Origin of the sequence: Streptomyces sp. NPDC006551, assembly GCF_040611675.1 — a bacterium.
In the GTDB taxonomy this organism is placed as follows: Bacteria; Actinomycetota; Actinomycetes; order Streptomycetales; family Streptomycetaceae; genus Streptomyces.
The window spans coordinates 88,972-111,390 of the sequence record NZ_JBEXOT010000015.1; the positions used below are offsets into that span (position 1 = coordinate 88,972).

Annotated in this window: 16 protein-coding genes and 1 pseudogene; 12 read left to right on the forward strand and 5 right to left on the reverse strand. The window is 74.4% G+C overall.

Features of this window, described 5'->3' with window-relative positions; translation table 11 throughout:
* Positions 1–106: 106 nt before the first annotated feature.
* Complete coding sequence (locus ABZY12_RS16680; protein ID WP_356890801.1) at positions 107–1,090, reverse strand: helix-turn-helix domain-containing protein; 984 nt, start codon at positions 1,088–1,090, stop codon at positions 107–109.
* A gap of 253 nt (positions 1,091–1,343) precedes the next feature.
* Here ABZY12_RS16680 and ABZY12_RS16685 point away from each other — a divergent pair, with 253 nt between their 5' ends.
* The 4 genes from ABZY12_RS16685 to ABZY12_RS16700 all read left to right on the forward strand — a co-directional run bounded on the left by ABZY12_RS16685 (position 1,344) and on the right by ABZY12_RS16700 (position 8,901).
* A complete protein-coding gene (locus tag ABZY12_RS16685) occupies positions 1,344–5,105 on the forward strand; it encodes a S8 family serine peptidase (protein ID WP_356890803.1) in 3,762 nt (1,253 codons plus the stop codon).
* Between the two features lie 117 nt (positions 5,106–5,222).
* Positions 5,223–6,659 carry a protein phosphatase 2C domain-containing protein gene (locus ABZY12_RS16690; RefSeq protein ID WP_356890805.1) on the forward strand — a complete coding sequence of 479 codons (1,437 nt, stop codon included), beginning with the start codon at positions 5,223–5,225 and terminating at the stop codon, positions 6,657–6,659.
* Positions 6,660–6,686: 27 nt separating this feature from the next.
* Positions 6,687–8,429: a pyruvate dehydrogenase gene (locus ABZY12_RS16695; RefSeq protein WP_356890807.1), complete on the forward strand. Its 1,743-nt coding sequence runs from the start codon at positions 6,687–6,689 to the stop codon at positions 8,427–8,429.
* 64 nt (positions 8,430–8,493) lie between these two features.
* A complete protein-coding gene (locus tag ABZY12_RS16700; RefSeq protein WP_356890863.1) occupies positions 8,494–8,901 on the forward strand; it encodes an ATP-binding protein in 408 nt (135 codons plus the stop codon).
* 34 nt (positions 8,902–8,935) lie between these two features.
* Here the strand turns inward: ABZY12_RS16700 and ABZY12_RS16705 are convergent, their stop codons facing one another.
* Both ABZY12_RS16705 and ABZY12_RS16710 read right to left on the reverse strand, forming a co-directional pair.
* Positions 8,936–9,994, reverse strand: a complete 1,059-nt coding sequence (locus ABZY12_RS16705) for a DUF2637 domain-containing protein (RefSeq protein ID WP_356890809.1) — start codon at positions 9,992–9,994, stop codon at positions 8,936–8,938.
* Positions 9,995–10,200: 206 nt separating this feature from the next.
* A complete protein-coding gene (locus tag ABZY12_RS16710) occupies positions 10,201–11,058 on the reverse strand; it encodes a (2Fe-2S)-binding protein (RefSeq protein WP_356890811.1) in 858 nt (285 codons plus the stop codon).
* A gap of 397 nt (positions 11,059–11,455) precedes the next feature.
* On the opposite strand from ABZY12_RS16710, the gene ABZY12_RS16715 reads away from it, so the two are divergent.
* Positions 11,456–12,190, forward strand: a complete 735-nt coding sequence (locus tag ABZY12_RS16715) for a GntR family transcriptional regulator (RefSeq protein ID WP_356890865.1) — start codon at positions 11,456–11,458, stop codon at positions 12,188–12,190.
* A 117-nt stretch (positions 12,191–12,307) separates the two neighbouring features.
* Positions 12,308–14,269 (forward strand): hypothetical protein, encoded by a 1,962-nt coding sequence (locus tag ABZY12_RS16720; protein WP_356890813.1) that lies wholly within the window; start codon positions 12,308–12,310, stop codon positions 14,267–14,269.
* A 257-nt stretch (positions 14,270–14,526) separates the two neighbouring features.
* On the opposite strand, the gene ABZY12_RS16725 is transcribed toward ABZY12_RS16720, so the two are convergent.
* Together ABZY12_RS16725 and ABZY12_RS16730 are read right to left on the reverse strand one after the other, a co-directional pair.
* Positions 14,527–15,315 (reverse strand): hypothetical protein, encoded by a 789-nt coding sequence (locus ABZY12_RS16725; protein WP_356890815.1) that lies wholly within the window; start codon positions 15,313–15,315, stop codon positions 14,527–14,529.
* 170 nt (positions 15,316–15,485) lie between these two features.
* Positions 15,486–16,730: a hypothetical protein gene (locus ABZY12_RS16730; protein ID WP_356890817.1), complete on the reverse strand. Its 1,245-nt coding sequence runs from the start codon at positions 16,728–16,730 to the stop codon at positions 15,486–15,488.
* Positions 16,731–16,877: 147 nt separating this feature from the next.
* Between ABZY12_RS16730 and ABZY12_RS16735 the strand changes: the two genes are divergently transcribed.
* The 6 genes and pseudogenes from ABZY12_RS16735 to ABZY12_RS16760 all read left to right on the forward strand — a co-directional run.
* Complete coding sequence (locus ABZY12_RS16735) at positions 16,878–17,858, forward strand: ABC transporter substrate-binding protein (protein WP_356890867.1); 981 nt, start codon at positions 16,878–16,880, stop codon at positions 17,856–17,858.
* A 53-nt stretch (positions 17,859–17,911) separates the two neighbouring features.
* Positions 17,912–18,811: an iron ABC transporter permease gene (locus ABZY12_RS16740; protein ID WP_356890869.1), complete on the forward strand. Its 900-nt coding sequence runs from the start codon at positions 17,912–17,914 to the stop codon at positions 18,809–18,811.
* A 239-nt stretch (positions 18,812–19,050) separates the two neighbouring features.
* Positions 19,051–20,007, forward strand: a complete 957-nt coding sequence (locus ABZY12_RS16745; RefSeq protein ID WP_356890871.1) for an iron ABC transporter permease — start codon at positions 19,051–19,053, stop codon at positions 20,005–20,007.
* A complete protein-coding gene (locus ABZY12_RS16750; RefSeq protein ID WP_356890819.1) occupies positions 20,004–20,957 on the forward strand; it encodes an ABC transporter ATP-binding protein in 954 nt (317 codons plus the stop codon). The genes ABZY12_RS16745 and ABZY12_RS16750 overlap by 4 nt, the downstream gene beginning before the upstream one ends.
* A 61-nt stretch (positions 20,958–21,018) precedes the next feature.
* Complete coding sequence (amiA, locus tag ABZY12_RS16755; protein WP_356890821.1) at positions 21,019–21,153, forward strand: streptamidine family RiPP; 135 nt, start codon at positions 21,019–21,021, stop codon at positions 21,151–21,153.
* 257 nt (positions 21,154–21,410) lie between these two features.
* A pseudogene (locus ABZY12_RS16760) lies at positions 21,411–22,223 on the forward strand (hypothetical protein); the annotation flags it as partial.
* Positions 22,224–22,419: the final 196 nt, after the last annotated feature.

Here is a 22,419-nt window from a genome sequence, read left to right on the forward strand (position 1 = left end):
GCGCGGGGCCGTCGCGCCGGGCCTCGCTTTCCCCGGGTCCCGCTTTCCCCGGCCCCGCTTTCCCCGGGCCCCGCTTCCCCGGGCGCCCCGTTTTCCCCGTGCCCCGCTACCCCCGGGCCACCCAGCCCTTCTCGTACGCGTGCCAGCCCAGCTGGAGCCGGGTCGTCACCCCCGTCAGCTCCATCAGGCCCTTCACCCGGCGCTGGACCGTGCGCAGGCCCAGGTCCAGCTGCTTGGCCACGCTCGCGTCCGTCATCCCCGCCAGGAGGAGCGAGAGGATCTCCAGGTCCGTCGCGTCCGGACCCGGCACCTCCGTCTCCCGCACCTGCGCGCCCGCGCCGAGCCGCAGGGGGAGCGCGTCGCGCCAGACCGACTCGAAGAGACCCATCAGGGACTCCAGGAGCCCGCTCGCGTGGACCACCAGCGCCGCCGGCTCCACGCCGCGGCCGGTCAGCGGGACCATCGCCAGGGTGCGGTCCGCGACCACCAGCTTGGTGGGGACCCGGTCCACCACCCGGATCCGCTCCTCGCGGCCGAGCGCCGCCGACAGCTCGACGAGCCCCGACGGCTGCGTCAGGATCTCCCGCTCGATCACCACCCGGTAGCGCACCCCCCGCTCCGCCGCCAGCTCCTCCGCGTCGTTCTCCAGGCCGCTCACCGCGATCGGCTTGCCGGTCACCAGCGCGCAGACCTCGTCGGCCGCGCCCAGCTGGAGCTGGAGGAAGCGGTGGGTGACGGCGCTCGCCCCGGTCACCACCTCCACCAGGTCGTGCACGGCCGGTTCCGCCGCCTCCGCGCGGTACTCCTCGGCCAGCAGCGCCGCCGCCAGCTCCGCCTGCTCCAGCTCGTGCCGCTGCTGCGTCAGCAGCGCCCCCAGCGCGACGCCCGGCGGCGCCGCCACCCACCGCCCCGTCCTGGCCGAGGACTGCGCCGCCAGACCCTGCGACTCGAGCCGCCGCAGCGCCCGCTCGGTCTCGGTCTCCGGCAGGGCGAGCCGGTGTGCCAGATCCGTGACCTCGGCCGCGCCCAGCGCGACCAGCGCGCGGTACGCGGACTCCTGCCGCTCGTCGAGACCTATCGCTCCCAGCATCGCTGCCCCACCCCTCGCCGGATCTCTCCGGACGTGCCCGGACGCCCCCGGACGACCCGGGCATACCCCGGACGTTCGGCGGACGCATACGTTCCGTCGGTGCTCTGGCGGGAATCGGCCACGGCGCATTCCCGCCGCGCCCATCATCCCTGTACCACCCTCACCTCTGCCAATGTGGCGCCACCGCAGCACCAACCGCCTCCGGCCAGGGGCCTTTCGCCTGCCCTTGTGCCGGAATCAGATGGGGAGAGCGATGCGCCCGATTTCGCGTACGGCCCTGGGGGCGGCGACCGCCGCCGTCCTGGCCGTCACCGCGGTCGCGCCGTCCACGGCCGCCACGCCGCAGGACGACCCGACCGGCAAGCGACCGCTGGTCGGCAGCGAGGCTTCCGCCCGCGCCGGGGAACGACCCACCACCGTCACCCTGGTCACCGGTGACCGGGTCCTGGTCACCAGGGACACGGCGGGCAACCCGGCCGCGGCCGCCCTGCCGGCCGAGGACGGGACCGTGCCCTTCGTCCAGACCCGTCGCTCCGGCCAGGACCTGTACGTCTACCCGGAGAACGCCACCGATGCCCTCGCCGCGGGCCGCGTCGACGAGGAGCTCTTCAATGTCACCGGGCTGATCCGCCAGGGCTACCACGACGCCGCCACCACCACGCTCCCGCTCATCGCCGTCTACGGCTCCGACCTCGCCCGCTCGGTACCCGCCGCGCCGCGCGGGGCCCGGCGCGGTCAGGTTCTCAAGGCCGTCGACGGCGTCGCCCTCCAGGCCGACAAGAAGCGGGCCGCCGCCTTCTGGGCCGACGTCGAGACCTCCACCGCGCGTAACGCCTCACCCCTGAAGAAGCTCTGGCTGGACCGCAAGGTCCAGGCCACCCTCGAGCGCTCCACACGGCAGGTCCACGCCCCGGAGGCCTGGGCCGCCGGCTTCGACGGCAAGGGCACCAAGGTCGCCGTCCTCGACACCGGCGCCGACGCCGAGCACCCCGACCTCAAGGGCCGTCTCGTCGCCTCGGAGAACTTCACCGACTCCGACACCGCCGACGACCGCCAGGGCCACGGCACCCACACCCTCTCCACCGTCGGCGGCTCCGGCGCCGCGAGCGCGGGAGCGAAGAAGGGCGTCGCACCCGGCGCGGACCTCCTCAACGGCAAGGTCCTCAACGACTCCGGCTCCGGCGCCGCCTCCTGGATCATCGCCGGGATGGAGTGGGCCGTCGCCCAGGGCGCCGATGTCGTCTCCATGAGCCTCGGCAGCCCCGAACCGACCGACTGCACCGACCCGATGAGCGTCGCCGCCCAGGAACTCGCGCAGAACAAGGGCACGTTGTTCGTGGTCGCCGCCGGAAACTCCGGCCCGACCCTCAACACGGTCTCCTCGCCCGGCTGCGCCCCCGACGTGCTGACCGTCGGCGCCACCGACCGCGACGACTCCACGGCGTACTTCTCCAGCCGCGGCCCGACGATCGTGAACCACACCCTCAAGCCGGAGATCGCCGCCCCCGGCGTCTCCATCTCCGCCGCCGCGGCCGGCGGCCGCGGGGTGTACGCCTATCAGTCCATGTCCGGTACGTCGATGGCCACCCCGCACGTCGCCGGCGCCGCCGCCATCGTCAAGCAGCGGCACCCCGACTGGTCCGGCCGGCAGATCAAGGCCGCGCTCGTCTCCTCCGCCGAGAGCGCCGTCCCCGGTGACGTCCGCGAGGTCGGCGCCGGCCGCCTGGACGTCAAGGCGGCCGTCGACCAGACCGTCCTCGGCGCCGGCGCCGTCCAGGGCGGCACCTTCCACTGGCCCCAGCACAGCGGAGACCGGACGTCCGTCCCCGTCCCGTACACCAACACCTCCGACCGGGCCGTCACCCTGACGCTCGCGGTCGAGAAGGTCACCGGCAACGACGGCTCGCGCGTCAGGTCCTCCGTCGCCCGCCTCGGCGAGCGCACCGTCACCGTGCCCGCCGGGGCCACCGTCGAGGTGCCGCTGCGCCTGGACCCGGCCGCCCATCTGGAGCGCGCCCAGTACGGCGACGTGACCGGCCGCGTGGTGGCCACCGGCCCCGGCGGCACAGCGGTCTCGACCCCGTTCTCCCTCCACGTGGAGCCCGAGACCGTCACCCTGCGCGTCAAGCTGATCGACCGTCAGGGCCGCCCCGCCGACGGCGCGTCGTCCCTCGACGTCATCGGCACCGACGACGCCAGCGGCGAGCGCCGCTTCAACGAAGGGGCCGCGGACCAGGTGTACCGCCTGCGCCCCGGCAGCTACTTCCTCTCCTCCTTCGTCACCACCCCCGACGCCGGCGAGGGCGCCACGCTGAACGACTCGCTCAGCTACCTCGCCCGGCCCCGACTGGAGCTGAAGAAGGACACCACCCTCGTCCTGGACGCCCGCGCGGCACACCGGTTGTCGGTGAGGACCGACAGGCCCGGCGAACAGCGCGGCACCACGCTGGCCTTCTCCCGCTCCTGGGACGACACCTGGCTGCACGCCGGCACGGCGGGCGGCACCCGGACCATACGCGGCTACTACGCCTCGGTCGAAGGGCGCGTCGGCGAGGGCGAGTTCGAGTTCGGCAGCTACTGGCGCACCGCCGCCCCGCTGATCTCCGAACTGAGGACGACCGACGGCCTCGCGCTCCACCCGGTCACCGCCTCCCTCGGCTCCGACAACCTCGACGGCACCGGCACCGCCCGGCTCGTCGACGCGGGCACCGGCACCCCGGAGGAGCTGACGGCCGCCGCGGTCCGGGGCCGAGTCGCCCTGGTCCGCTTCCCCGACACCTCCACCGCCGCGGGCACCGTCGCTCGTGACGCCAAGGCGGCCGGCGCCGTCGCGGTCCTCGCGTACCGCACCTCGCCCGCCCGCTGGTACCCGACCGCCGGCTTCACCGGCGCCGGCTTCCCGGTCCTCGCCGTCGGCTCCGCCGAAGGCGCGGCGCTGCTCGCGAAGCTCTCCGCCGGCGAGGTCACCCTGTCCTGGAAGGCCACCGCGAAGAGCCCGTACCTCTACAACCTGGCCTTCCCCGAGACCGGCACGATCCGCGAGGAGAAGGTCTACCGCGTCCGTGACGGCCAGTTGGGCCGTACCGAGTCCGGCTACGGCTCCATGGGCGTCGCCACCGACTTCATCGACAACGTGGCGGCGTACCGCCCGAACGGCACGGCGGTCCGCTTCGCCGCCATCGAGACCGTCCCGGCCCCGGGTACGCGCACCGAGTACTACACGGCCGGGGACACCCGGTGGGACCAGGCCCTGTCCTCCGGGTTCCCGTTCGGCGAGTTCATGATCGGTGCCCAGCACGCGTACAAGGCGGGGGAGAAGCGCACCGAACGCTGGTACGACGGCGTCGTCGCCCCGACCGCCCCGCTCGACGCGACCGGGAAGCCGGTGCTCGTCGCCGAGCGCCAGGGCGACCTCATCGGCTTCGCCGACGCCATGTGGGGCGACAACACCCACTACGCCCAGCCCGGTTCCTTCGGCGACATCGGCAACCTCCGGCTCAGCAAGGACGGCGAGCTCCTCGGCCAGACCGGATGGCCGTTCGGAGTCTTCGAAGTCCCGTCCCAGCAGGGCACGTACACGCTCGAACAGAACACCATGAAGCTGGGCAGCAAGGTGTGGGCACGCTCCACCGCCGTCAACTCCGTGTGGGAATTCACCTCCAAGCGTGAGGAGAGCGTCTACTCTCAAGGCATCCCGATTCTCTTTCCCCGGTACAACCTGCCGGAGGACGGACTCAAGACCCTCGCCGCGACCGACGGCCAGATGATCGGCCTCACCGCGACGGGTCACGCGGGCTACACGCCCGCCGCGCTCACCTCGGTCAGGCTCTCGTACTCCTACGACGGGGGCACGACCTGGACGCGGGCGCGGGTCTCGCAGCAGGGCGGTGAGTGGACCGCGACCGTGAACCACACGGGCGCGACCGGCAAGCCGGTCACCCTGAAGACCGAGCTGACGGACGCACACGGCAACTCCGTCACCCAGACCGTGGTCCGCGCTTACGACGTGCGCTGATCACGACGGTCCGCCGGGCGTCCTTCCCGTGGGGGGTGGGGTCGCCCGGCGGACCCCTTTTTCGTTCCTTTTCCGGATGTCCCTTTTCGCGCGGCCCGCGCGGTGGACAATAAGGGCATGACTCAGCAGGGGGACAACTGGTGGGACAAGCTGTACGACGACTCGGTCGGGGACACGGCGCCGGCCGCGACCGGTGACACGTTGGACGACCGCTTCGACTCCGCGTCCCGCGCCGTGCCCGCGTCGGTACGGCGGGACACCGCCCCGCCCCGGCCGGAGAAGGCCCCGTGGGAACCCCCCGACGCACACGCGGGCGGCCCCCGCACGTTCGCGTCGGCGTCCGAAGTCCCGCCCCCGCCCCCTCCGTCGCCCCCACCGCCTCCGCCGCCCGCCGAGGCCCCGACCGTCCGGGCCCCCGCCCCGGAGGCCCCCGAGCCGGCTCCGCTCCCGGAGGCGACCGTCCGGGTCCCCGCACCCCGCCCCCGTACCGAACACATCGGCAGCCGTCCGCCCACCTACGAGCCCGAGCCCACCGCCCTGCCCGCCGCCCACCCCGGCGAGCTGGCCGACCTGGTCGCCGACACCGTCCTCGACGGCGCCCGCTACGGCACCTACACGCTGCGCGCCGCCTCCGTCCGCGGCGACTCCGCCCGCTACCGCGGCGAACCCCGCCGCGACGCCCTGCTCACCGCCCGCTTCGGCCACGACGAGGCCGCCCTCGTCCTGGTCGCCGTGGCGGGCGGCGCCCGCGCCGCCGACGGCGCCCATCTCGCCGCCGCCGACGCCTGCCGCTGGATCGGCGAGGCCGTCGGCCGCAGCCACGCCCGGCTCTCCGAGGACATCCGGGCCGGCCGCCGCGGCGATCTCAAGTCCGGACTCCACCGGCTCACCGACCGGACCTACGGCAAACTCCGCGCCCGCGCCGCCGAGCTGGGCGTGGAGCCGGACGAGTACACCGCGAGCCTGCGCTGTCTGCTGCTCTCCGCCGACCCCGGCTGCCGGACCCGGGTCTTCTTCGGCATCGGCCGCGGCGGTCTCTTCCGCCTCCGCGACGGGGCCTGGCAGGACATCGAGCCGCTGGTCCCCGAGCCTGCCGCGCTGACCGGCGCGCCCGTCGTCGGCTTCGGCTCCCCGCCCGCGGTGCCCCCGCCCGCGGAGCCCGAGGCTTCCACCTCCGCCAAGGCGCCGCACTCCGAAACCCCGGCGGCGATCCCGTCCGAGACGGAGGAGGGGGACCGGCTCACCATGGACCTCGGCATCACCACCGCCCCCGGCCCACTCGTCGAGGGCCCTTCCCCAGCCTCCGGCGCGCTCGCGCCGCCCGCCGAACCGTTCCGTTTCCGGGCCTCCGTGGCCCGCCCCGGCGACATCCTGCTCCTCGCGTCGAACGGCCTCGCCGAGCCGATGCGCGGCGAGCCCGCCCTCGCCCGCGAGCTGGCCTCGCGCTGGACCGCCCCCGAACCGCCCGGACTCGCCGCCTACCTCGCCGACACCCAGCTGAGGGTGAAGGGATACGCCGATGACCGTACGTCGGTCGCCGTCTGGGAGGCGTAACCGCCGAGCCCATGGGTTGATGGATCCATGGCCAAACAGAACGTCGCAGAACAGTTCGTCGACCTCCTCGTCCGGGCGGGCGTCCAACGCCTGTACGGAGTCGTGGGCGACAGCCTGAACCCCGTCGTCGACGCCATCCGCCGCACCTCCGGCATCGACTGGATCCAGGTCCGGCACGAGGAGGCCGCCGCCTTCGCGGCGGGCGCGGAGGCGCAGATCACCGGCCGCCTCGCCGCCTGCGCCGGCTCCTGCGGCCCGGGCAATCTGCACCTCATCAACGGCCTGTACGACGCCCACCGCTCGATGGCCCCGGTGCTGGCCCTCGCCTCGCACATTCCGACCGCCGAGATCGGCCTCAGCTTCTTCCAGGAGACCCACCCCGACCGGCTCTTCACCGAGTGCAGCCACTACAGCGAGCTGATCTCCAGTCCGAAGCAGATGCCCCGACTGCTCCAGACGGCCATTCAGCACGCCGTCGGACAGGGCGGCGTCAGCGTCGTCTCCCTCCCCGGCGACATCGCCGCCGAACCCGCCCCCGAGAAGGCGGTGGAGCACGCCCTCGTCACCACCCGGCCCACCGTCCGACCGGGTGACAGCGAGATCGAGGCGCTGGCACGGCTCGTCGACGACGCCGACCGGGTGACCCTGTTCTGCGGCAGCGGCACCGCCGGCGCACACGCCGAGGTCATGCAGTTCGCCGAGCGCGTCAAGGCACCGGTCGGCCACGCCCTGCGCGGCAAGGAATGGATCCAGTACGACAATCCGTTCGACGTGGGCATGAGCGGACTGCTCGGCTACGGCGCCGCCTACGAGGCCACCCACGAATGCGACCTGCTGATCCTGCTGGGCACCGACTTCCCGTACAACGCCTTCCTGCCCGACGACGTCAAGATCGCCCAGGTGGACGTCCGGCCCGAACACCTCGGGCGCCGCTCCAAGCTCGACCTCGCCGTCTGGGGCGACGTACGCGAGACGCTGCGCTGCCTCACCCCGCGCGTGCGCGCCAAGACGGATCGCCGCTTCCTCGACAAGATGCTGAAGAAGCACGCCGACGCGCTCGAAGGAGTCGTGAAGGCGTACACCCGCAAGGTCGACAAGCACGTGCCCATCCACCCGGAGTACGTCGCCTCCGTCCTGGACGAACTCGCCGACGACGACGCCGTCTTCACCGTCGACACCGGTATGTGCAACGTCTGGGCGGCCCGTTACATCTCACCCAACGGCCGTCGGCGGATCATCGGCTCCTTCAGCCACGGCTCGATGGCCAACGCGCTGCCGCAGGCCATCGGCGCCCAGTTCACCGACCGCCGCCGCCAGGTGATCTCGATGTCCGGCGACGGCGGATTCGCCATGCTGATGGGCGACTTCCTCACCCTCGTCCAGTACGACCTGCCGGTGAAGATCGTCCTCTTCAACAACTCCTCGCTCGGCATGGTCGAGCTGGAGATGCTCGTGGCCGGACTCCCGTCGTACGGAACGACCAACCACAACCCCGACTTCGCCGCCATCGCCCGGGCGGCCGGCGCCTACGGGGTACGGGTCGAGAAGCCGAAGCAGCTCGCCGGCGCTCTCAAGGACGCGTTCAAGCACAAGGGCCCGGCCCTCGTGGACATCGTCACCGACCCCAACGCGCTCTCCATCCCGCCGAAGATCAGCGCCGACATGGTGACCGGATTCGCCCTTTCGGCGGGCAAGATCGTGCTCGACGGAGGCGTCGGGCGCATGCTCCAGATGGCCCGCTCCAACTTGCGCAATGTTCCCCGGCCGTGAATGCGGGCCGGTGGGCGGGGCATGCATCCCCGTGAGCCAGTTCGACGACGTGTGGGTGGGGGTTATGGCCGGGGAGGCGGGACAGCCGACTCAACTGCTGAAGAAGGTGGGATGCGCGGATCTCACCGCGGTGCCGGAGGTACGGCATGCGTTGCGCGAGATGCTGCGGAAATGGGGCGGACCGGGGGCCTCCGACGTGGCGGAGCTGCTCACGAGCGAGCTGGTGACCAATGCGCTGGTGCACACGGAGCACGGAGCGGTGGTGACCGCGACCGTCGTTCCCGAGAGCCTCAGGGTCGAGGTACGGGACTTCGTTCCCGGCCTGACCGCGCCGCACGCACCGATCGCCGACGACGGTACGCACGGCAGGGGGCTCGTCCTGGTCGAGGCGCTGGCCGACTCCTGGGGCGTCGAGGAGCAAGGGGTGGGCAAGGTGGTGTGGTTCGAACTCGACGGCGGGGCCGCCCGATGAGGGCGCCCCGCCGCTGAGTTCACGCGTGCCGTGCTCAGCCGAACTGCTGCTCGAGGTCCTTGAGCTTGCGCTCCAGGGAGTCGAGCCGCGGCAGCGCCTGGGTGTCGTCCTCGGCGGTGAGGTCCACCGTCCGCGGCTCAACGCCCTGCACGGCCTGGAGGGAGGGCCGGGGTCGAAGCGGCAGTTGTCCGGGTTCCGCTATGGCGGGCTCCGCGACGGCCGTCCCCACGGACGTCGCGGAGCCCGCGCCGGAGTTCAGCGCGGCCATTTCGACATGGCGCCCGCCGCCGCGGCCGAGCCCGAAGGCCCGGTGCTGCCGGTTGATCGCCCTGAGCCTGGCCCGGTCGAGTCTTCCCTGCTCGCGTCTGCGCAGCCGGTTCTGCTGCTTCTCGCGCCGGTCCTCGCGGACCTCGTCGACCGCCTCGTCCAGCGTCCGTACGCCTTCGAGCAGCATCAGCGACCAGGCGGCGAAGGTCTCCCGGGGCGCCCGCAGCCACCGTACGATCCGGATCTGCGGCAGCGGACGGGGCACCAGGCCCTGCTCACGGAGCGCCGCCCGGCGGGTCTGCTTGAGGGCCCGGTCGAAGAGGACCGCCGCCGAGAGGGACATGCCCGCGAAGAACTGCGGGGCGCCCGCGTGCCCCAGGCCCCTGGGGGCGTGCACCCAGTTGAACCAGGCCGCGGCCCCCGCGAACGTCCACACGAGGAGGCGCGAGCCGAGGGCGGCGTCGCCGTGGCTGGCCTCGCGGACCGCGAGGACCGAGCAGAACATGGCCGCGCCGTCGAGGCCGAAGGGGACGAGGTACTCCCAGCCCCCGGTGAGGTTGAGGTTCTGCCGGCCGAAGCCGACGAGCCCGTGGAAGGAGAGGGCGGCCGCGACGGCCGCGCAGCAGAAGAGAAGGACGTAGGAGGCGGTGCCGTAGATCGCTTCCTTGCGTCTGCGGCGTTCCTCGCTGCGTTCCCAGGAGTCATCGGCCGCGGCCTGGTCACCGGCGCGCTTGCCGCGCGCGAGCACCGCCACCGCCGTCAGGACTCCGGCCACCATGACGCCGCCCGGAAGCAGCCAGTCCAGCGATATGTCGGTCAGTCTCATGCGGTGTCCCTTGCATCGCAGTAGGGCGTTTCGGCGGCCCATACTGGCCGACCTCGACGGGCCCTCAAGGGCTTTCGCGGCAAGAGCACGCCATTGGGGCCGCACGGCATACGAATAGGTGCGATCTGGTCGAACCGCTGCGCGAGAGAAGGGAGTTGTGTTCGACGTACGCCACCCGTGGGGGTGGCGTAAGCGTCGGGGGAGCGTCAGGCGGTCACGGCGAGCCGGCGGACCCGCTCGGTGTCGCAGGTGCGCGGACACGTCGTACAGGTGTCCTCGGGGCGCAGCGTGTAGAAGAAGCAGCAGGTAGCCCGGTCCCGGGTCGGGGCGGGCGGGGTGTCGGCCGTCCCCGTCCCGGCCAGCTCGCGGAAGCCCGCGGCTCCCGCGAAGGGCTTCGCGGTGCCGGGCATCAGGAGCTCGAGCTCCTCCATCGCCCGGGCCTCCTCGCCGAGCAGGCCGGCGATGTACCAGAGCCCCTCGACGATCTCGTCCGTCGCCATGCCCCACAGCGCGCGCCGCCCGCGCCGCATCCGCGGCCCGAAGCCGGTCAGGACGTCTTCGAAGTGCTCGGCGAGCGAGGCCCGGACCTCGGCGCGCAGCGCCTCCTCGTCGGGGACGACCCGGGCGCCGGGCAGCGTGGCCGCGGGGTCGCCGGGCAGGCAGGCGAACTCCTCGATGCGGACGGTCATCCGCCCGAGCGTGCGATGGAAGGAGACGTTACGGACGGGCACGCGGGGCACCCTGCGGTGCAGGAACCAGGGGGCGGTCACCAGAAGGCAGGCGGGCCAGGCGTACCGGTGCAGTCCGAAGCTCGCGATCACATCGGGGCGGGCCTGCCGGCCGTAGTCCCGCAGGACCTGCGCGTCGTCCCAGGCGAGGAAGGCGTCGAGGGCGGCGCCGCCGGCCGCGAGTTCGTCCGCGCCGACCCAGCCGCCGCCCCGCGGCAGCCGCTCGCCGGGGCCCGCCTCCGCCATCCGCAGCCCGTTGAACACCTCGCCGACGCGGGCGTAGGAAGCCGCGACGGGCGAGGTGAAGGGGGTGGAGAGCAGGGCGGGGACGGCCATGGGGGACCACCGAATCGCGATCGTCAGCAGGTTAGCCTTACCTTACCCGACACGATCGATGTTTGCCCCTCTCGCCTGCGGGGCAAGCCCCCCGGCCTTCCGAGCGAGCTTGTCGCCTATGGTGCACACGGGGCACCGGTATCGGGAGCCGGGCCCGGCACGACCCCGCAGGAGGACCCGGGTGGAGCAGGGCGGAGCGCGCGAGCGCGCGGCGGAGGAGCCGTGTCCACCGTACGGCGACGCCGCACGGGTTCCCGAGCAGGCGCGCGGCGGCCCGTTCGTACCGCCGGTGACCGCCGCTCCGGAGGCGAGGGGCGAGCGCGTCCACGGTGAGCGCGTCCACGGTCACCGCATCCAGGGCGAGCGCGGTGACGGCGAGCACCCCCGGGGCGAGCCCGTGCACGACGCTCGGAGCGAGTCCGCGCATGACGAGCCCGCGCACGACGAGTCCGCGTGCCACGAGCAGACGCACAGCGACCGGCCCGCCCCGGCGCCGCTCGCCCCGCGTCCCGTCCAGCGGCACTCCGTACGCGGCCAGATCCTCCAGGCCCTGCGCGCCGCGCTCGTCGGCGGCGACCTGACCCCCGGCGAGGTCTACTCCGCCCCCGCCCTCGGCGAACGCTTCGGCGTCTCGGCGACCCCGGTGCGCGAGGCGATGCAGCAGCTGGCGACCGAGGGCGCCGTCGAGGTCGTACCGAACCGGGGCTTCCGGGTCACCGAACGCACCCCGCGCGAACTCGCCGAGCTCGCCGAGGTCCGCGCACTCCTCGAGGTCCCCGTCATGCTGCGGCTGGCCCGTACGGTCCCGGCCGCCCGCTGGGCCGAGCTCCGCCCCCTCGCCGAGGCCACGTCGGCCGCCGCCGCCCGCGGCGACCGCGCGCACTACGCCGAGGCCGACCGTGCCTTCCACCGCGCGGTCCTCTCCCTCGCCGGCAACGCCCAGCTCGTCGCCGTCGCCGACGATCTGCACCGCCGCTCCCAGTGGCCCCTGACGAGCGGCCCCGCCACCCGGCACGCCGACCTCGTCGCGGACGCGGCGGAACACACCGCCCTCCTCGACGCGCTCGTCGCCCAGGACCTGACCGTCGTGCGGTCCCTCGTACGGGAGCACTTCACGGGTTCGGACGGCTGACTCCTTCCCGACACCCGCAGCGACTAAGGTCGGTGGCGTGAGGTGTCCCATGCCGTCCCCGGCCCTGTCCACGGCGCGATGGGGGCTCCCCTCGCCGAAGGCGGGGGGTGGGTGCCCGTGACCGCTCCCGTACGGGGTGAGCGCCCCGCGCCCGGCCGGGCGGCCGAGGCCGCGGCTCTGCTCGGCTGGCTCACCGACCCGGACGCCCCGCGCCTGTGCCTGGTCACGGGGGGCCCGGGTCGGGGCAAGAGCGCCCTGCTCGCCTGGCTCGCCGCGCACGGTACCCGTTCCGGCGGCTCCCGGCGCAGGCGCGCGGCGCGCGAACTGGTCCCGCTGGCCGGGCAGAGCGCGCTCGGCGCGGCCTGGACGATCGCCAACCGGCTGGGGGTGGTGGCCAGAACACCCGGCGAGCTCGTCCACGTCCTCGCCACCACCGAGGTGCGCCGCGCGGCCCTCATCCTGCCGGACCTGCACGCCGCCGCCGAACCGGACGCCCTCGCCGAACTGATCGCGGAGCTGGACGCGTTGGGCCGGATACGCCTCCTCGTCGAGACCCGCACCGGAACCCCGCCCCACACGCTCCTCGCCGCCCGCCGCGCCACGATCGTCGACCTGGGCGCCGACGAGAACACCGAGACGCCGGACGGTCACGACGGCGACGACGGTGAACCGGAGCGGAAGACAGCCGCTGGAGGTGAAGTTGGGCGTGCCGGGCAGCTCGGGAGTGCGGACGCCGAGCGAGCGCGTCAGGGCGAGCGGGCGGACGGTGAGCCGGCCGGGGGAGGGGGCACCCGGCCGGTCGGGCAGGTCGGGGGTGCGGAGGGCGAGCGGACGGGCGGCGAGCCGGCCGGGCGTGGAGACACCCGGCCCGGCGAGCAGGTCGGGAGTGCGGGCGGCGAGCGGTTCGGGCGGGGGGAGGCCCAGGGCGCTGGGCCGGCCGCGCGGGCCGGACGCGCCGGGCGTGGTGCGCGGCGAGGGCGCGCGGCCTCAGGCGGCGGTCATCGGCCCGGCGAGCGCGCCGGGGCGTACGGGGCGGAGCGGCGCGCGGTGGACCCGGCCGACCCGGTCGCCGTCTGCGCGGCCGACCCCTCGCAGGTCACCCGCGCCTACCTGGCGGACCCCGACGACGACCACGGCGGACTCCGCTCCGCCTGGATGCGCGCCGGCCAGTCCCTCTCCCGGGACCAGAACCCCGCCGACCGGGCCCTCGTCCTGCTCGCCGCCCTCGGCGACGGCGCGGACCCCCGGCTGCGCCCCGCCCTCGAGGAACTGACCGCCCGCTCGACCTGGCGGGTCCGCTGGACCCGGGCACGCGGCGACCTGACCCCGCCCTGGCCGGGCCCCGTCACCGCCCTCGGCGCCGTCGGCGACCGGCTGCTGGTCGCCGGCCCGGCCGGTGACGTACACCTGCTGGACGCCGCGGACGCGCGGCCCGCCGGGCGGCTCGATCCGGGCCCCGCGGGCCGGGTCAAGGCGCTCGCGCCCGCGGCGGACGGGACCGTGCTCCTGCTCGACGAGCGCGGCCGGCTGCACACCGTACGGGGAACGGCGCCCCGCCCCGCGTATCTGGAGCGGCTCACCCAGGCCGTCACGGCCACCCTCACCCGGCACCCTGGCACCGCGCTCGCGGCGATCGGCGGCTCGGTCGTGGTGGGCGACCGGCTCGGATCCGTGCACGCCTTCGGCCTGACGGGCATTCACCAGGCCGCCCTGCACAGCGGCCGCGTCGCGGCGGTCACCGCAGTCGAGACCTCCACGCCCTTCGTGTGCAGCGGCGGAACCGACGGCGCTGTCCGCCTCTGGACCCCGGGGAAGGAGCCGAACCCCCACCCCGCCCCGCTCGTCGAACGCCCCGCCCCGGTCGTCACCCTCCACGCGGCGCGGACTCCCCGCGGCCCGGTCCTCGCGGTCGCCTGGGCCGACGGCCTCGTGGAGCTGCGCCACCTCGACACCGGAGCCCTCCACCGCTTCCGCCCCGGCCCACCCGTCCGCGCCGTCGCGGTCACCGCGGAGGGCGACCTGATCGTGGGCATGGACGACGCACTGGTACGCCTGGAGCCCGCCGGGGGCGCCCGCTGAGGCACTGGGGCGCCGCCCAGCGGATGGTCGAACCGCCGCCCGAACCCGGACCGTCGACCGGAGCGCATGCCATCACCCTCACCCGCGCACCGTCAGAACAGCGCGCTCGGCAAGGTGAGTCGACACCTCGCATCGACCGTCAGCACGCCTCGTTCTGCGGGCGTCCACACAAACCCGACCCTCGTCCCGGGCGGTGTGCGGCCGTCGGTCCGGGCCACTCCTGGGAGGACCCGGACCGGTCGCGGTCCGAGGGGGCGTCAGACGGCGGCCCGCGGGACCAGTTGGGCCGCGAGCCAGGTCGGAACGCCACCCAGGAGGCGGAAGAGGCGGGCCGCCTCCGCGCGCAGCCGGCCGGCCTCCGGCTCGGTCTCGGCGTTCGCCAGGGCCGTCAGGGCCGGGGCCGTGCCGACGAGGAAGCCGAGCTCCTCCCGGATGCGCAGCGACTCGGCGAAGCCGTGCCGGGCCTCCGCCAACTCCCCCTCGCGCAGTGCCAGTCCGGCCAGGTGGCGCCAGGTGGAGGAGAGCAGCAGCGTGTCGCCCCGGTCCGTCGCGCCCGCGTGGGCGCGACGGTAGGCGGCACGGGCCGCCTGGGGGGAGTCGCCGAGGTTCTGGGCGATCAGCCCGCGCCGGAAGTCGAGCAGCGGGCGTCCTTCGGCCGCCGGGCCGATCAGCGCGGCCGCCCTGCCGAGCGCCGCGCGCGCCTCGTCGGCCCGGTCCCGTACGCCGAGGAGCGTCGACGCGTAGGCGAGATAACCGCGTTCGCACGCCGCGGCCCCGCGCTCCTCGTCGCTCTGGGCGACCGCCTCGGCCGACCGCAGCGCCTCTTCCGCGTCGGCCCAGCCCTGCTCGGTGTAGAGGCAGCGCTCGATCAGCAGCGCGGCCCTTTCGAGCGCCGCCGCCGGTTCGGCCGCGCGGGGCGTGAGCAGGGCGGCCGCGTCCGTCCAGCAGCCGCGCGAGCGCAGCCGCCATATGGCGGTCTCCATCGGGGTCTCCTTGCCGTAGGCAAGGGACGGATCGTCGCCACCCGTCGTTTCGGAACCAGACATGGCGGTGTCCGCCACATTGCCCTCCCCGAGCGCGCCATTGAGCCGTTTGGGTCAGGTCGCATCTCAGCATGAACCGGCGTGCCTGGCCAAGAGGTCAGGTGAATTATTTCACAAGAGCCTGCCCGACACCGGTACGCGGACGCCCTCGGCGCACCGTCCGGACTCCGCGCTCAGCGCCCGATCCGATCGGCCTGCGCCCCGTCGCCCGGCGCCACCAGCGCCAGGTGACCCCCGTCGTCCAACGGCGTCGGCACCCGGAGGACCGCCAGCGCTCGCGCTCCCTCGAAAAGATGAATCTCGCCGTGACCACCCCGGGTGACGGCGGTGTACGCGGCGCCCGGTGAGGCGGCGATCGCACGCCGCTGCACACCGTCCCACGGGGTGCCTCCCGGGCGGGGAGCGCCGTCCATCGGCGGCAGTGGCAGCCGCGCGACGATCCGGGGACCGGAGCCGGGATCGGTGTCGGTGGCGGCGGGGTCGAGGAGGATCAGCTCGTCGCCCTCCGGATGGACTCTCGCGTACGCGATGTGCCCGGCGGCGACCGCGAGTCGGAAGACGAGTCCGGGGCCGAGCGGGATCCGTCCCGTACGTCCCCGGTCGAGCTGGTGGAACCAGGCGTCGTTGGTCCACAGGGGCCACTGGCCGGGGTCGGCGGGCCCGCCGCGCACGCAGGACCAGAGGGTCCGGCGGACCGGGTCGAGGCGGAGGTAGTAACCGCGGCCCGGACCCTCCCAGCCGAGCGGCTCCTCGGCGACGAGCCGGCCGCCCTCGCGGCGGGCCCGGTGGACGCCCGAGGCCGCCGCCGCGAACAGCCGCCCCGTGGCGGGGTCGTGGGCGTCGCCGTGACCGTCGTCGTCCGGGAGCCGCAGCTCGTGGGCGGCCGCGACGGGCGGGCAGGCCGGGGGAGCGGCGAGCACGGCGTCCCACGGGTACGCGGTGAGGGTGCCGGGTTCACGGTGGCGCAGGACCACGAGGGGGTCGTCCGCCTCGCCGAGGAGGACGACGCCCGGTTCGCCGACGCGGGTCCGTACCCGTACCGAACGCGGCCGGTCGGAGCCCAGGTCGACGACGGTGAGGAGGTCGCTCCAGGGTTCCTCGTTGCGCCCGAGGCCGGTGGTCACGGCGATGCGGCGGCCGGAGGCGTCGGCGGCGAGGTGTTCGGCAGGGCAGGCCACGGGCGCGGTGGCCGCGACCAGCGGCCGGCCGGCTTCCGGACCGTACGGGTCGAGGACCACCAGCTCGCCGCCGAGGTCGTCGACGAAGGCGATCCGGCCTTCGGGGAGGGCGAGGAAGCCGGCGTGCTCGGAGAGGTGCCGCCCCTCGAGCACCGCGGCCGTCCGGCCGCTCGGCAGGTCCAGCATCCGTATGCCTCCGGCGACTTGGTCGGCGACGAGCAGGCGGGGCGGTGGCGTCATGACAGTCTCCCAGCTTCCAGGCTTATTGAGAATGATTATCATGTGGCACTCTAGGGGCGCGGGTCGGACCCGGGCGCCCGCCACCCACTCCTGCCATCACCCCCGGGACGGAACAGAACAGAGGGGCATATGTCGCGCAGGATGCAGATGCTGCGAAAGGCGCGTCGCTGGACGGCGGCGGCGGTTCTGGGAACGCTGCTCGTCGGCTGCGGAGCGAGCACCGGCGGCGGGGAGGCCGGAAAGGGCGGCGCGGCGCCGGGTCCGGCGACCGATGTGACGGTCAAGCCGATCACCGCCGCGCGGACCGTCACCGACGCCAAGGGGGTGACCGTCACGACCGCCGCCCCGCCGCGGCGGATCGTCTGCCTCGTCGCCCTCTGCGACGACATGCTCGCCGAACTCGGCATGGTCCCGGCCGCGACCAACTCCGCCCTCCTCGCGCACGAGAAATTCCTCGGCAAGGAGCGCGCGGCGAAGATCCCCGTGGTCCCCGGCGGCTTCCTCAGCCCCGAGACGGAGGCCATCCTCTCGTACGAGCCGGACCTCGTGATCGGCCTGGAGGACACCCACGGCAAGCTCGCCCCCGCACTGAAGGGCCCCACCGTCTTCTGGCCCGTGCAGCCCGGCAACTGGCAGGACAGCGTGGGCTATCTGCGTGATCTCGCCGCACTCACCGGCCGTACGAAGCAGGGCGAGGCGGCCGAGAAGGCCTTCCGCGCCAAACTCGCCGCCGCGGAGAAGACGCGGAGCGACAAGACCGCGCTCATCATCTTCGGCAGCGACGAGAACTTCGGCGTCGCGACCCCGGGCAACGATGTCACGGCCGGACTCCTGCCGAAGATCGCCGACTACCCGTGGAAGAGCCGGGGCGTCGAGGGTACGTACAGCATGGAGGAGATCCTCGCCCGCGACGTCGACGTGCTCTTCGTCGAGACGCTCTCCTTCGGCGGACCGGCGGCCCCGGGCGCCCGGCTCTCCGACAAGCTCGCCGAGAACCCGCTCTGGTCGAAGATCCCGGCCGTGCGGAACGGTGACGTCCACGAGGTCGACGCCGAGGTCTGGGCCAAGGGGCGCGGCACCCGGTCGCTCGGCATCGTCCTCGACGAGGCGACGGCCGCGCTGCGGTGAGGGCCCGGTCCGTACGTCAACTGTGCGGGGCGGTGACGGTGTTGGCCGGAGCGGTGGCGTGCGCGCTGCTGCTTCCCGACCTGGGGGGCTTCGGGGACTCCGAAACGGCCGGTCTGATCCTCACCGAACTCCGGCTGCCCAGGGCGGTGTTGGCCCTCGTCGCCGGTGCCTGCCTGGGCGCTGCCGGGCTCGTCCTCCAGGAGGCGCTGCGCAACCCGCTCGCCGTACCGGAGATGCTCGGCGTCTCCGGCGGCGCGGCGCTCGGTGTGGCGGCTCCGCTCGTCCTCGCCCTGCAGGTTCCGCTCGCCCTGCAGCCGCTCCTCGCTCTCGCCGGAGCGGCGGCCGGCGGACTGCTCACGCTGCTCGCCGCCGGGTTCGGGCGCAGCCCCGGCGCGGTCCTGCTCACCGGCGCCGCCGTCGCGGCGGCCCTCCAGGCCGCGCTGCTCGTCCTGATGGTCCTCGCGGACCAGCTCGACCTCCAGATCGTCTACCGCTATCTGCTCGGCAGTCTCTCCGCCCGCACCTGGGACGACGTCACCGGCCTGTGGCCGTGGCTGGCGGTCGCCCTGCCCGCGCTGGTGCTGTGCGCGCCGGTCCTCGGGGTGCTGAGGCTCGGCGACGACGACGCCCGCGCGCTCGGGGTACGGGTCCGGCGCGCCCGCGTCGCGGCGCTCGGCCTCGCCGTCCTGCTGATCGCTCCGGTGGTCGCGGTGTGCGGCCCCGTCGCCTGGGTCGGCTTCCTCGCCCCGCACCTCGCCCGCCGCCTCCGGCCGGACGCCGGAGCGGTGACCTGGCTGCCCTGGTCGGCCGTCCTCGGCGCCCTGGTCGTCGTCTGCGCCGACCAGCCCGCCCGGCTCGCCCTCGCCCCGATCGAGACCCCGGTCGGCGCCTGGACCGCGCTCCTCGGCGTGCCGGCCGGCGTCGCCCTGCTGCGGAGAGGGGCCCGTCGATGAAGGGAGTACGGGGAATGCGGGGAGTGCCGGAAGTTCGGGGAGCACCGGAAGCGCGGGGAACGGCGAACGCGCCGGACGTGGAGGGGATGCCGGCCGCGCCCGAGGTGCCGGGAGCGTCTGCTTCCCGGATGGCGGCAGGTGTGCCGGGGATACGGAGGGCGGCGCGCGCCGCGTTCGGGCGACGTCCGCCGGCCTGGGCGGTGTTCGCCGCGCTCGCCCTCGCTCTGTGCGCCGTCGCGATGGGCGGACTCGTGGCCGGGCGGACCGTCGGGACGGCGGGCGTGCTGGAGGTGCTGCGGGGCGGCGGCGACATGACCGCCCGCCATGTCGTCCTCCAACTCCGGCTTCCCAGAACCCTCGTGGCGCTGACCGCCGGAGCCTGCCTGGGCCTCGCCGGTCTGGTGCTCCAGGCGGCGCTGCGCAACCCGCTGGCCGGACCCGAGGTCACCGGTGTCACCCCGGGCGCCGTGCTCGGCGCGGTGGCGGCGACCGGGCTCGGCCTCGCGGGGTGGGAGTCACCGGCCGCCGTGGTCGTGGCGGCCTGCGCCGGCGGCTTCACGGGCGCCGGGCTGCTGTGGCTCCTCGCGGGCCGGGACCGCGGCGATCCCGAACGGACCGCCGTCCACGGCGTGTTGGTGTCGGCCGTACTGTCCGGGCTCACCGCGATGGTTCTCCTCGTCGCCCCCGGCGAACTCGGCAGCGTCGTGCAATGGCTCGTCGGATCCACCGAAGGCCGGGTCTGGGGCCATTGGCGGCTCCTGTGGCCCTGGGCCGTGGTCTGGTCACTGGCCGCCTGCGCGCTCGCCGCGCCGCTGACCCTGCTGCGCTGCGGGGACGAACAGGCCGCGGCGGCCGGCCTGCGCACCGGACGAGCCCGGCTCGCCGCGCTCGTCTGCGCGGTCGCCCTGACCGCGGGCGCGGTCTCGGTGGTCGGGGCCCTCGGCTTCGTGGGGCTGCTGGTCCCGCATCTGGCGCTCGCCCTCCTCGGGGCGGACCTGCGCCGGGCCCTGCCCGGCGCGGCCCTGCTGGGCGCGGTGGTCGTGGGCGGTGCGGACGCCGGGGCCCAGTGGCTGTCGCGGGTCCTCGCCGGGGCCCTCGACATGGACCGGCTGAGCATTCCGGCCGGAGCGCTGACGACCGGCGTGGGTGCGGCGCTGCTGCTGATCGTGGCGCGACGCGGAACGGAGGAGAGATGAGAAGGATCACGGAACAGCCGGGGACCCGGGCGGTGGAGGCGGGCAGCACCGTCGGCACCAGGTCGGGAACGCCCGCAGCGGGAGGGGAGCCGGTCACGGGCGTACGGCCCGGGCCCGACGCCTCCGGCGCCGGCACGATCCGTACCGAAGGGCTGCGGTTCGGCTACCCGGGCCGTGAGGTGCTCGACGGGATCGACCTGACCGTGGAGGCCGGGGAATCGGTCGCCCTCGTCGGGCTCAACGGCTGCGGCAAGTCGACCCTGTTGCGTCTCTGCGCCGGGCTGCTGCGGCCGGGCGGGGGACGAGTGCTCCTGGACGGCGACGACCTCTCCCGGCTCTCCCGCCGCGCGGCCGCGCGCAAGGTCGCCCTGCTGCATCAATCGGCGCCTTCCGTACCGGGAATGACGGTACGGCAACTCGTACGGCAGGGGCGATACGCGGCTCGGGGCCCGCTCGGGATGCTGCGGGAGGGGGACGACGCCGTCTGCGCCCGGGCCATGGCGGACGTGGGTGTGGGCGCGTGGGCCGACCGGCCGGTGGACGACCTCTCGGGCGGTGAGCGCCAGCGCGTACGGCTGGCGATGGCGCTGGCCCAGGACACCCGCGTGCTGCTCCTCGACGAGCCGACCACGTACCTGGACCTGCGGCATCAACTGGAGGTCATGCGCACGGTGGTGCGGCTGCGCGAGGAGCGCGGCCTGACCGTGGTGATGGTGCTCCACGACCTCGGGCACGCGGCGCGGTTCGCGGACCGGATCGTCGCCCTGCGAGCGGGCCGGATCGCGGCCGACGGTCCGCCGGCCGAGGTCGTCACCCCTCGCCTGCTGGCCGAAGTGCTGGGCGTGGCGGGCCGGGTGGGGCGCGATCCGGAGGGCGGGTGGCCCGTGTGTTACCCGGATCACCCTCTGGATGTTCCCCAGCCCTTGCAAAATGAAAATCATATTCATTAATGTCTGGGGTGCGGCGCCGATCCGGCGGCGTGACCATCCGAATCGAATGGAGCGTCAAGTCATGGAGCAGCACAAGGTGTTCAGCCCGATCGCCGAGCAGGGCCAGCTCGCCCACCTCTCCGCCACGCACTCCAACGCGCTGGTGGAGAACCCGTTCGACGACGCCGTCGAGGCGGACGTCGACGCGGACAAGTAGTCCGACCCGGTTCTCCGAGGCCCGCCCGCCAGGCGCCTCGGGAACCGGCTCGTCCGGTCCGTTCTCACCGGACACCGCGGGCCCGCCCGGATCGCCTTCCCGGGCGGGCCCCGCCCGTCCCCACCGCCTTTCACGGCTTTGGCGCTCGGCGGCCTGTCGACTGCCACCTTCCGCGGCGTCGCGGCCCCTTGCCTGCCGCCTTTCGTCCGCCGTCTCTCGTCCGCCTCTCCCGCAGCCCGCATCCAGGAGGAACCCCCGTGACCACCGCGCGACTCACCCCTGGTGTCGAACTCGTCACCGTCCCCGGCCGGGGACTCGCGGTGCGGACACCCGATGGGGAGTTCCTCCGCGTCGACACGGGAGGCGTCGCTCCCGACGAGCTGGTGAACCACCTCACGCGAGGAGGAGAGGGCGGGGCCGACTCCCGGCTCTCCCCGCTGACCACGGCCTTCGTCGACGCCGGATACGCCGTCGCCGACGCCGGGGGCGCCCCCTCGCCCCGACCGGCGCTCGCCGGCCGGACCGTGCGCCTGCTCGGCGACGCGCTCCTCACCGGTCCGCTCGCCCGGTGCGTACGGGAATTGGGGGCGGAAGTGCGGGAGGGCGGACCGGAGGACCTGGAGGCCGTCGAAGCCGCCGGCGACCCGCGGACCGCCGTCGTGTGGTGCCTGGACGGCCCCGTGCCCGAAGGTCTGTGGGACGCGGCCGACCGCCTGCCGGCCCGGGGGACCGCCTGGCTGCGCTGCCATCGCGAAGGCTTCCACGTGTGGCTGGAGCCGCCGGCCTGCCGGCCCGGCGACGTGACCGCATCGGACGTACGGCTCCGGCGGCTCGCGGCGACCCCGGCGCACGAGGAACTCGCCGCATACTGGCACGGCCGCCGCTCCGGCGACTCCGGCCCCGGCCACCACGCGGCATCCGCCGCGCTCACCGCGGCCCTCCTTACCTCCGACCTCCTCGCCTGGGCGGCGGACCCCGACGGCGACCACTTCCGCACGGTGTGCCGGAGGCTCCGCCGCGTCGACCTCAGGAGCCTCGACGTCACCGACCACCCGATCCTCCCGGTCCCTCGGGCGATCCCGATCCAGCGCTCCCGCACCCGTGCGTCGGGCGCCGAACAGGCCGCCCGCCCGAACACCGCCGAGCCGGAGAGGCCGGCCGGCAGTGCCCCGGCCGACGGATCCGAACCGCACCGTCGAGTGCCGGAGGCGGCGGCCCCGCCCCGGCGTGATTCCGGCGCGTGGAGCGGCGTCGCCGCTCCGGCGC

Coding starts and splice junctions, on each gene's coding strand:
- ABZY12_RS16680 (WP_356890801.1), bottom strand. CDS start 1,090: ATGCTGGGAGCGATAGGTCTCGACGAGCGGCAGGAGTCCGCGTACCGC.
- ABZY12_RS16685 (WP_356890803.1), top strand. CDS start 1,344: ATGCGCCCGATTTCGCGTACGGCCCTGGGGGCGGCGACCGCCGCCGTC.
- ABZY12_RS16690 (WP_356890805.1), top strand. CDS start 5,223: ATGACTCAGCAGGGGGACAACTGGTGGGACAAGCTGTACGACGACTCG.
- ABZY12_RS16695 (WP_356890807.1), top strand. CDS start 6,687: ATGGCCAAACAGAACGTCGCAGAACAGTTCGTCGACCTCCTCGTCCGG.
- ABZY12_RS16700 (WP_356890863.1), top strand. CDS start 8,494: ATGGCCGGGGAGGCGGGACAGCCGACTCAACTGCTGAAGAAGGTGGGA.
- ABZY12_RS16705 (WP_356890809.1), bottom strand. CDS start 9,994: ATGAGACTGACCGACATATCGCTGGACTGGCTGCTTCCGGGCGGCGTC.
- ABZY12_RS16710 (WP_356890811.1), bottom strand. CDS start 11,058: ATGGCCGTCCCCGCCCTGCTCTCCACCCCCTTCACCTCGCCCGTCGCG.
- ABZY12_RS16725 (WP_356890815.1), bottom strand. CDS start 15,315: ATGTCTGGTTCCGAAACGACGGGTGGCGACGATCCGTCCCTTGCCTAC.
- ABZY12_RS16730 (WP_356890817.1), bottom strand. CDS start 16,730: ATGACGCCACCGCCCCGCCTGCTCGTCGCCGACCAAGTCGCCGGAGGC.
- ABZY12_RS16735 (WP_356890867.1), top strand. CDS start 16,878: ATGCTGCGAAAGGCGCGTCGCTGGACGGCGGCGGCGGTTCTGGGAACG.
- ABZY12_RS16745 (WP_356890871.1), top strand. CDS start 19,051: ATGGGCGGACTCGTGGCCGGGCGGACCGTCGGGACGGCGGGCGTGCTG.
- ABZY12_RS16750 (WP_356890819.1), top strand. CDS start 20,004: ATGAGAAGGATCACGGAACAGCCGGGGACCCGGGCGGTGGAGGCGGGC.
- amiA (WP_356890821.1), top strand. CDS start 21,019: ATGGAGCAGCACAAGGTGTTCAGCCCGATCGCCGAGCAGGGCCAGCTC.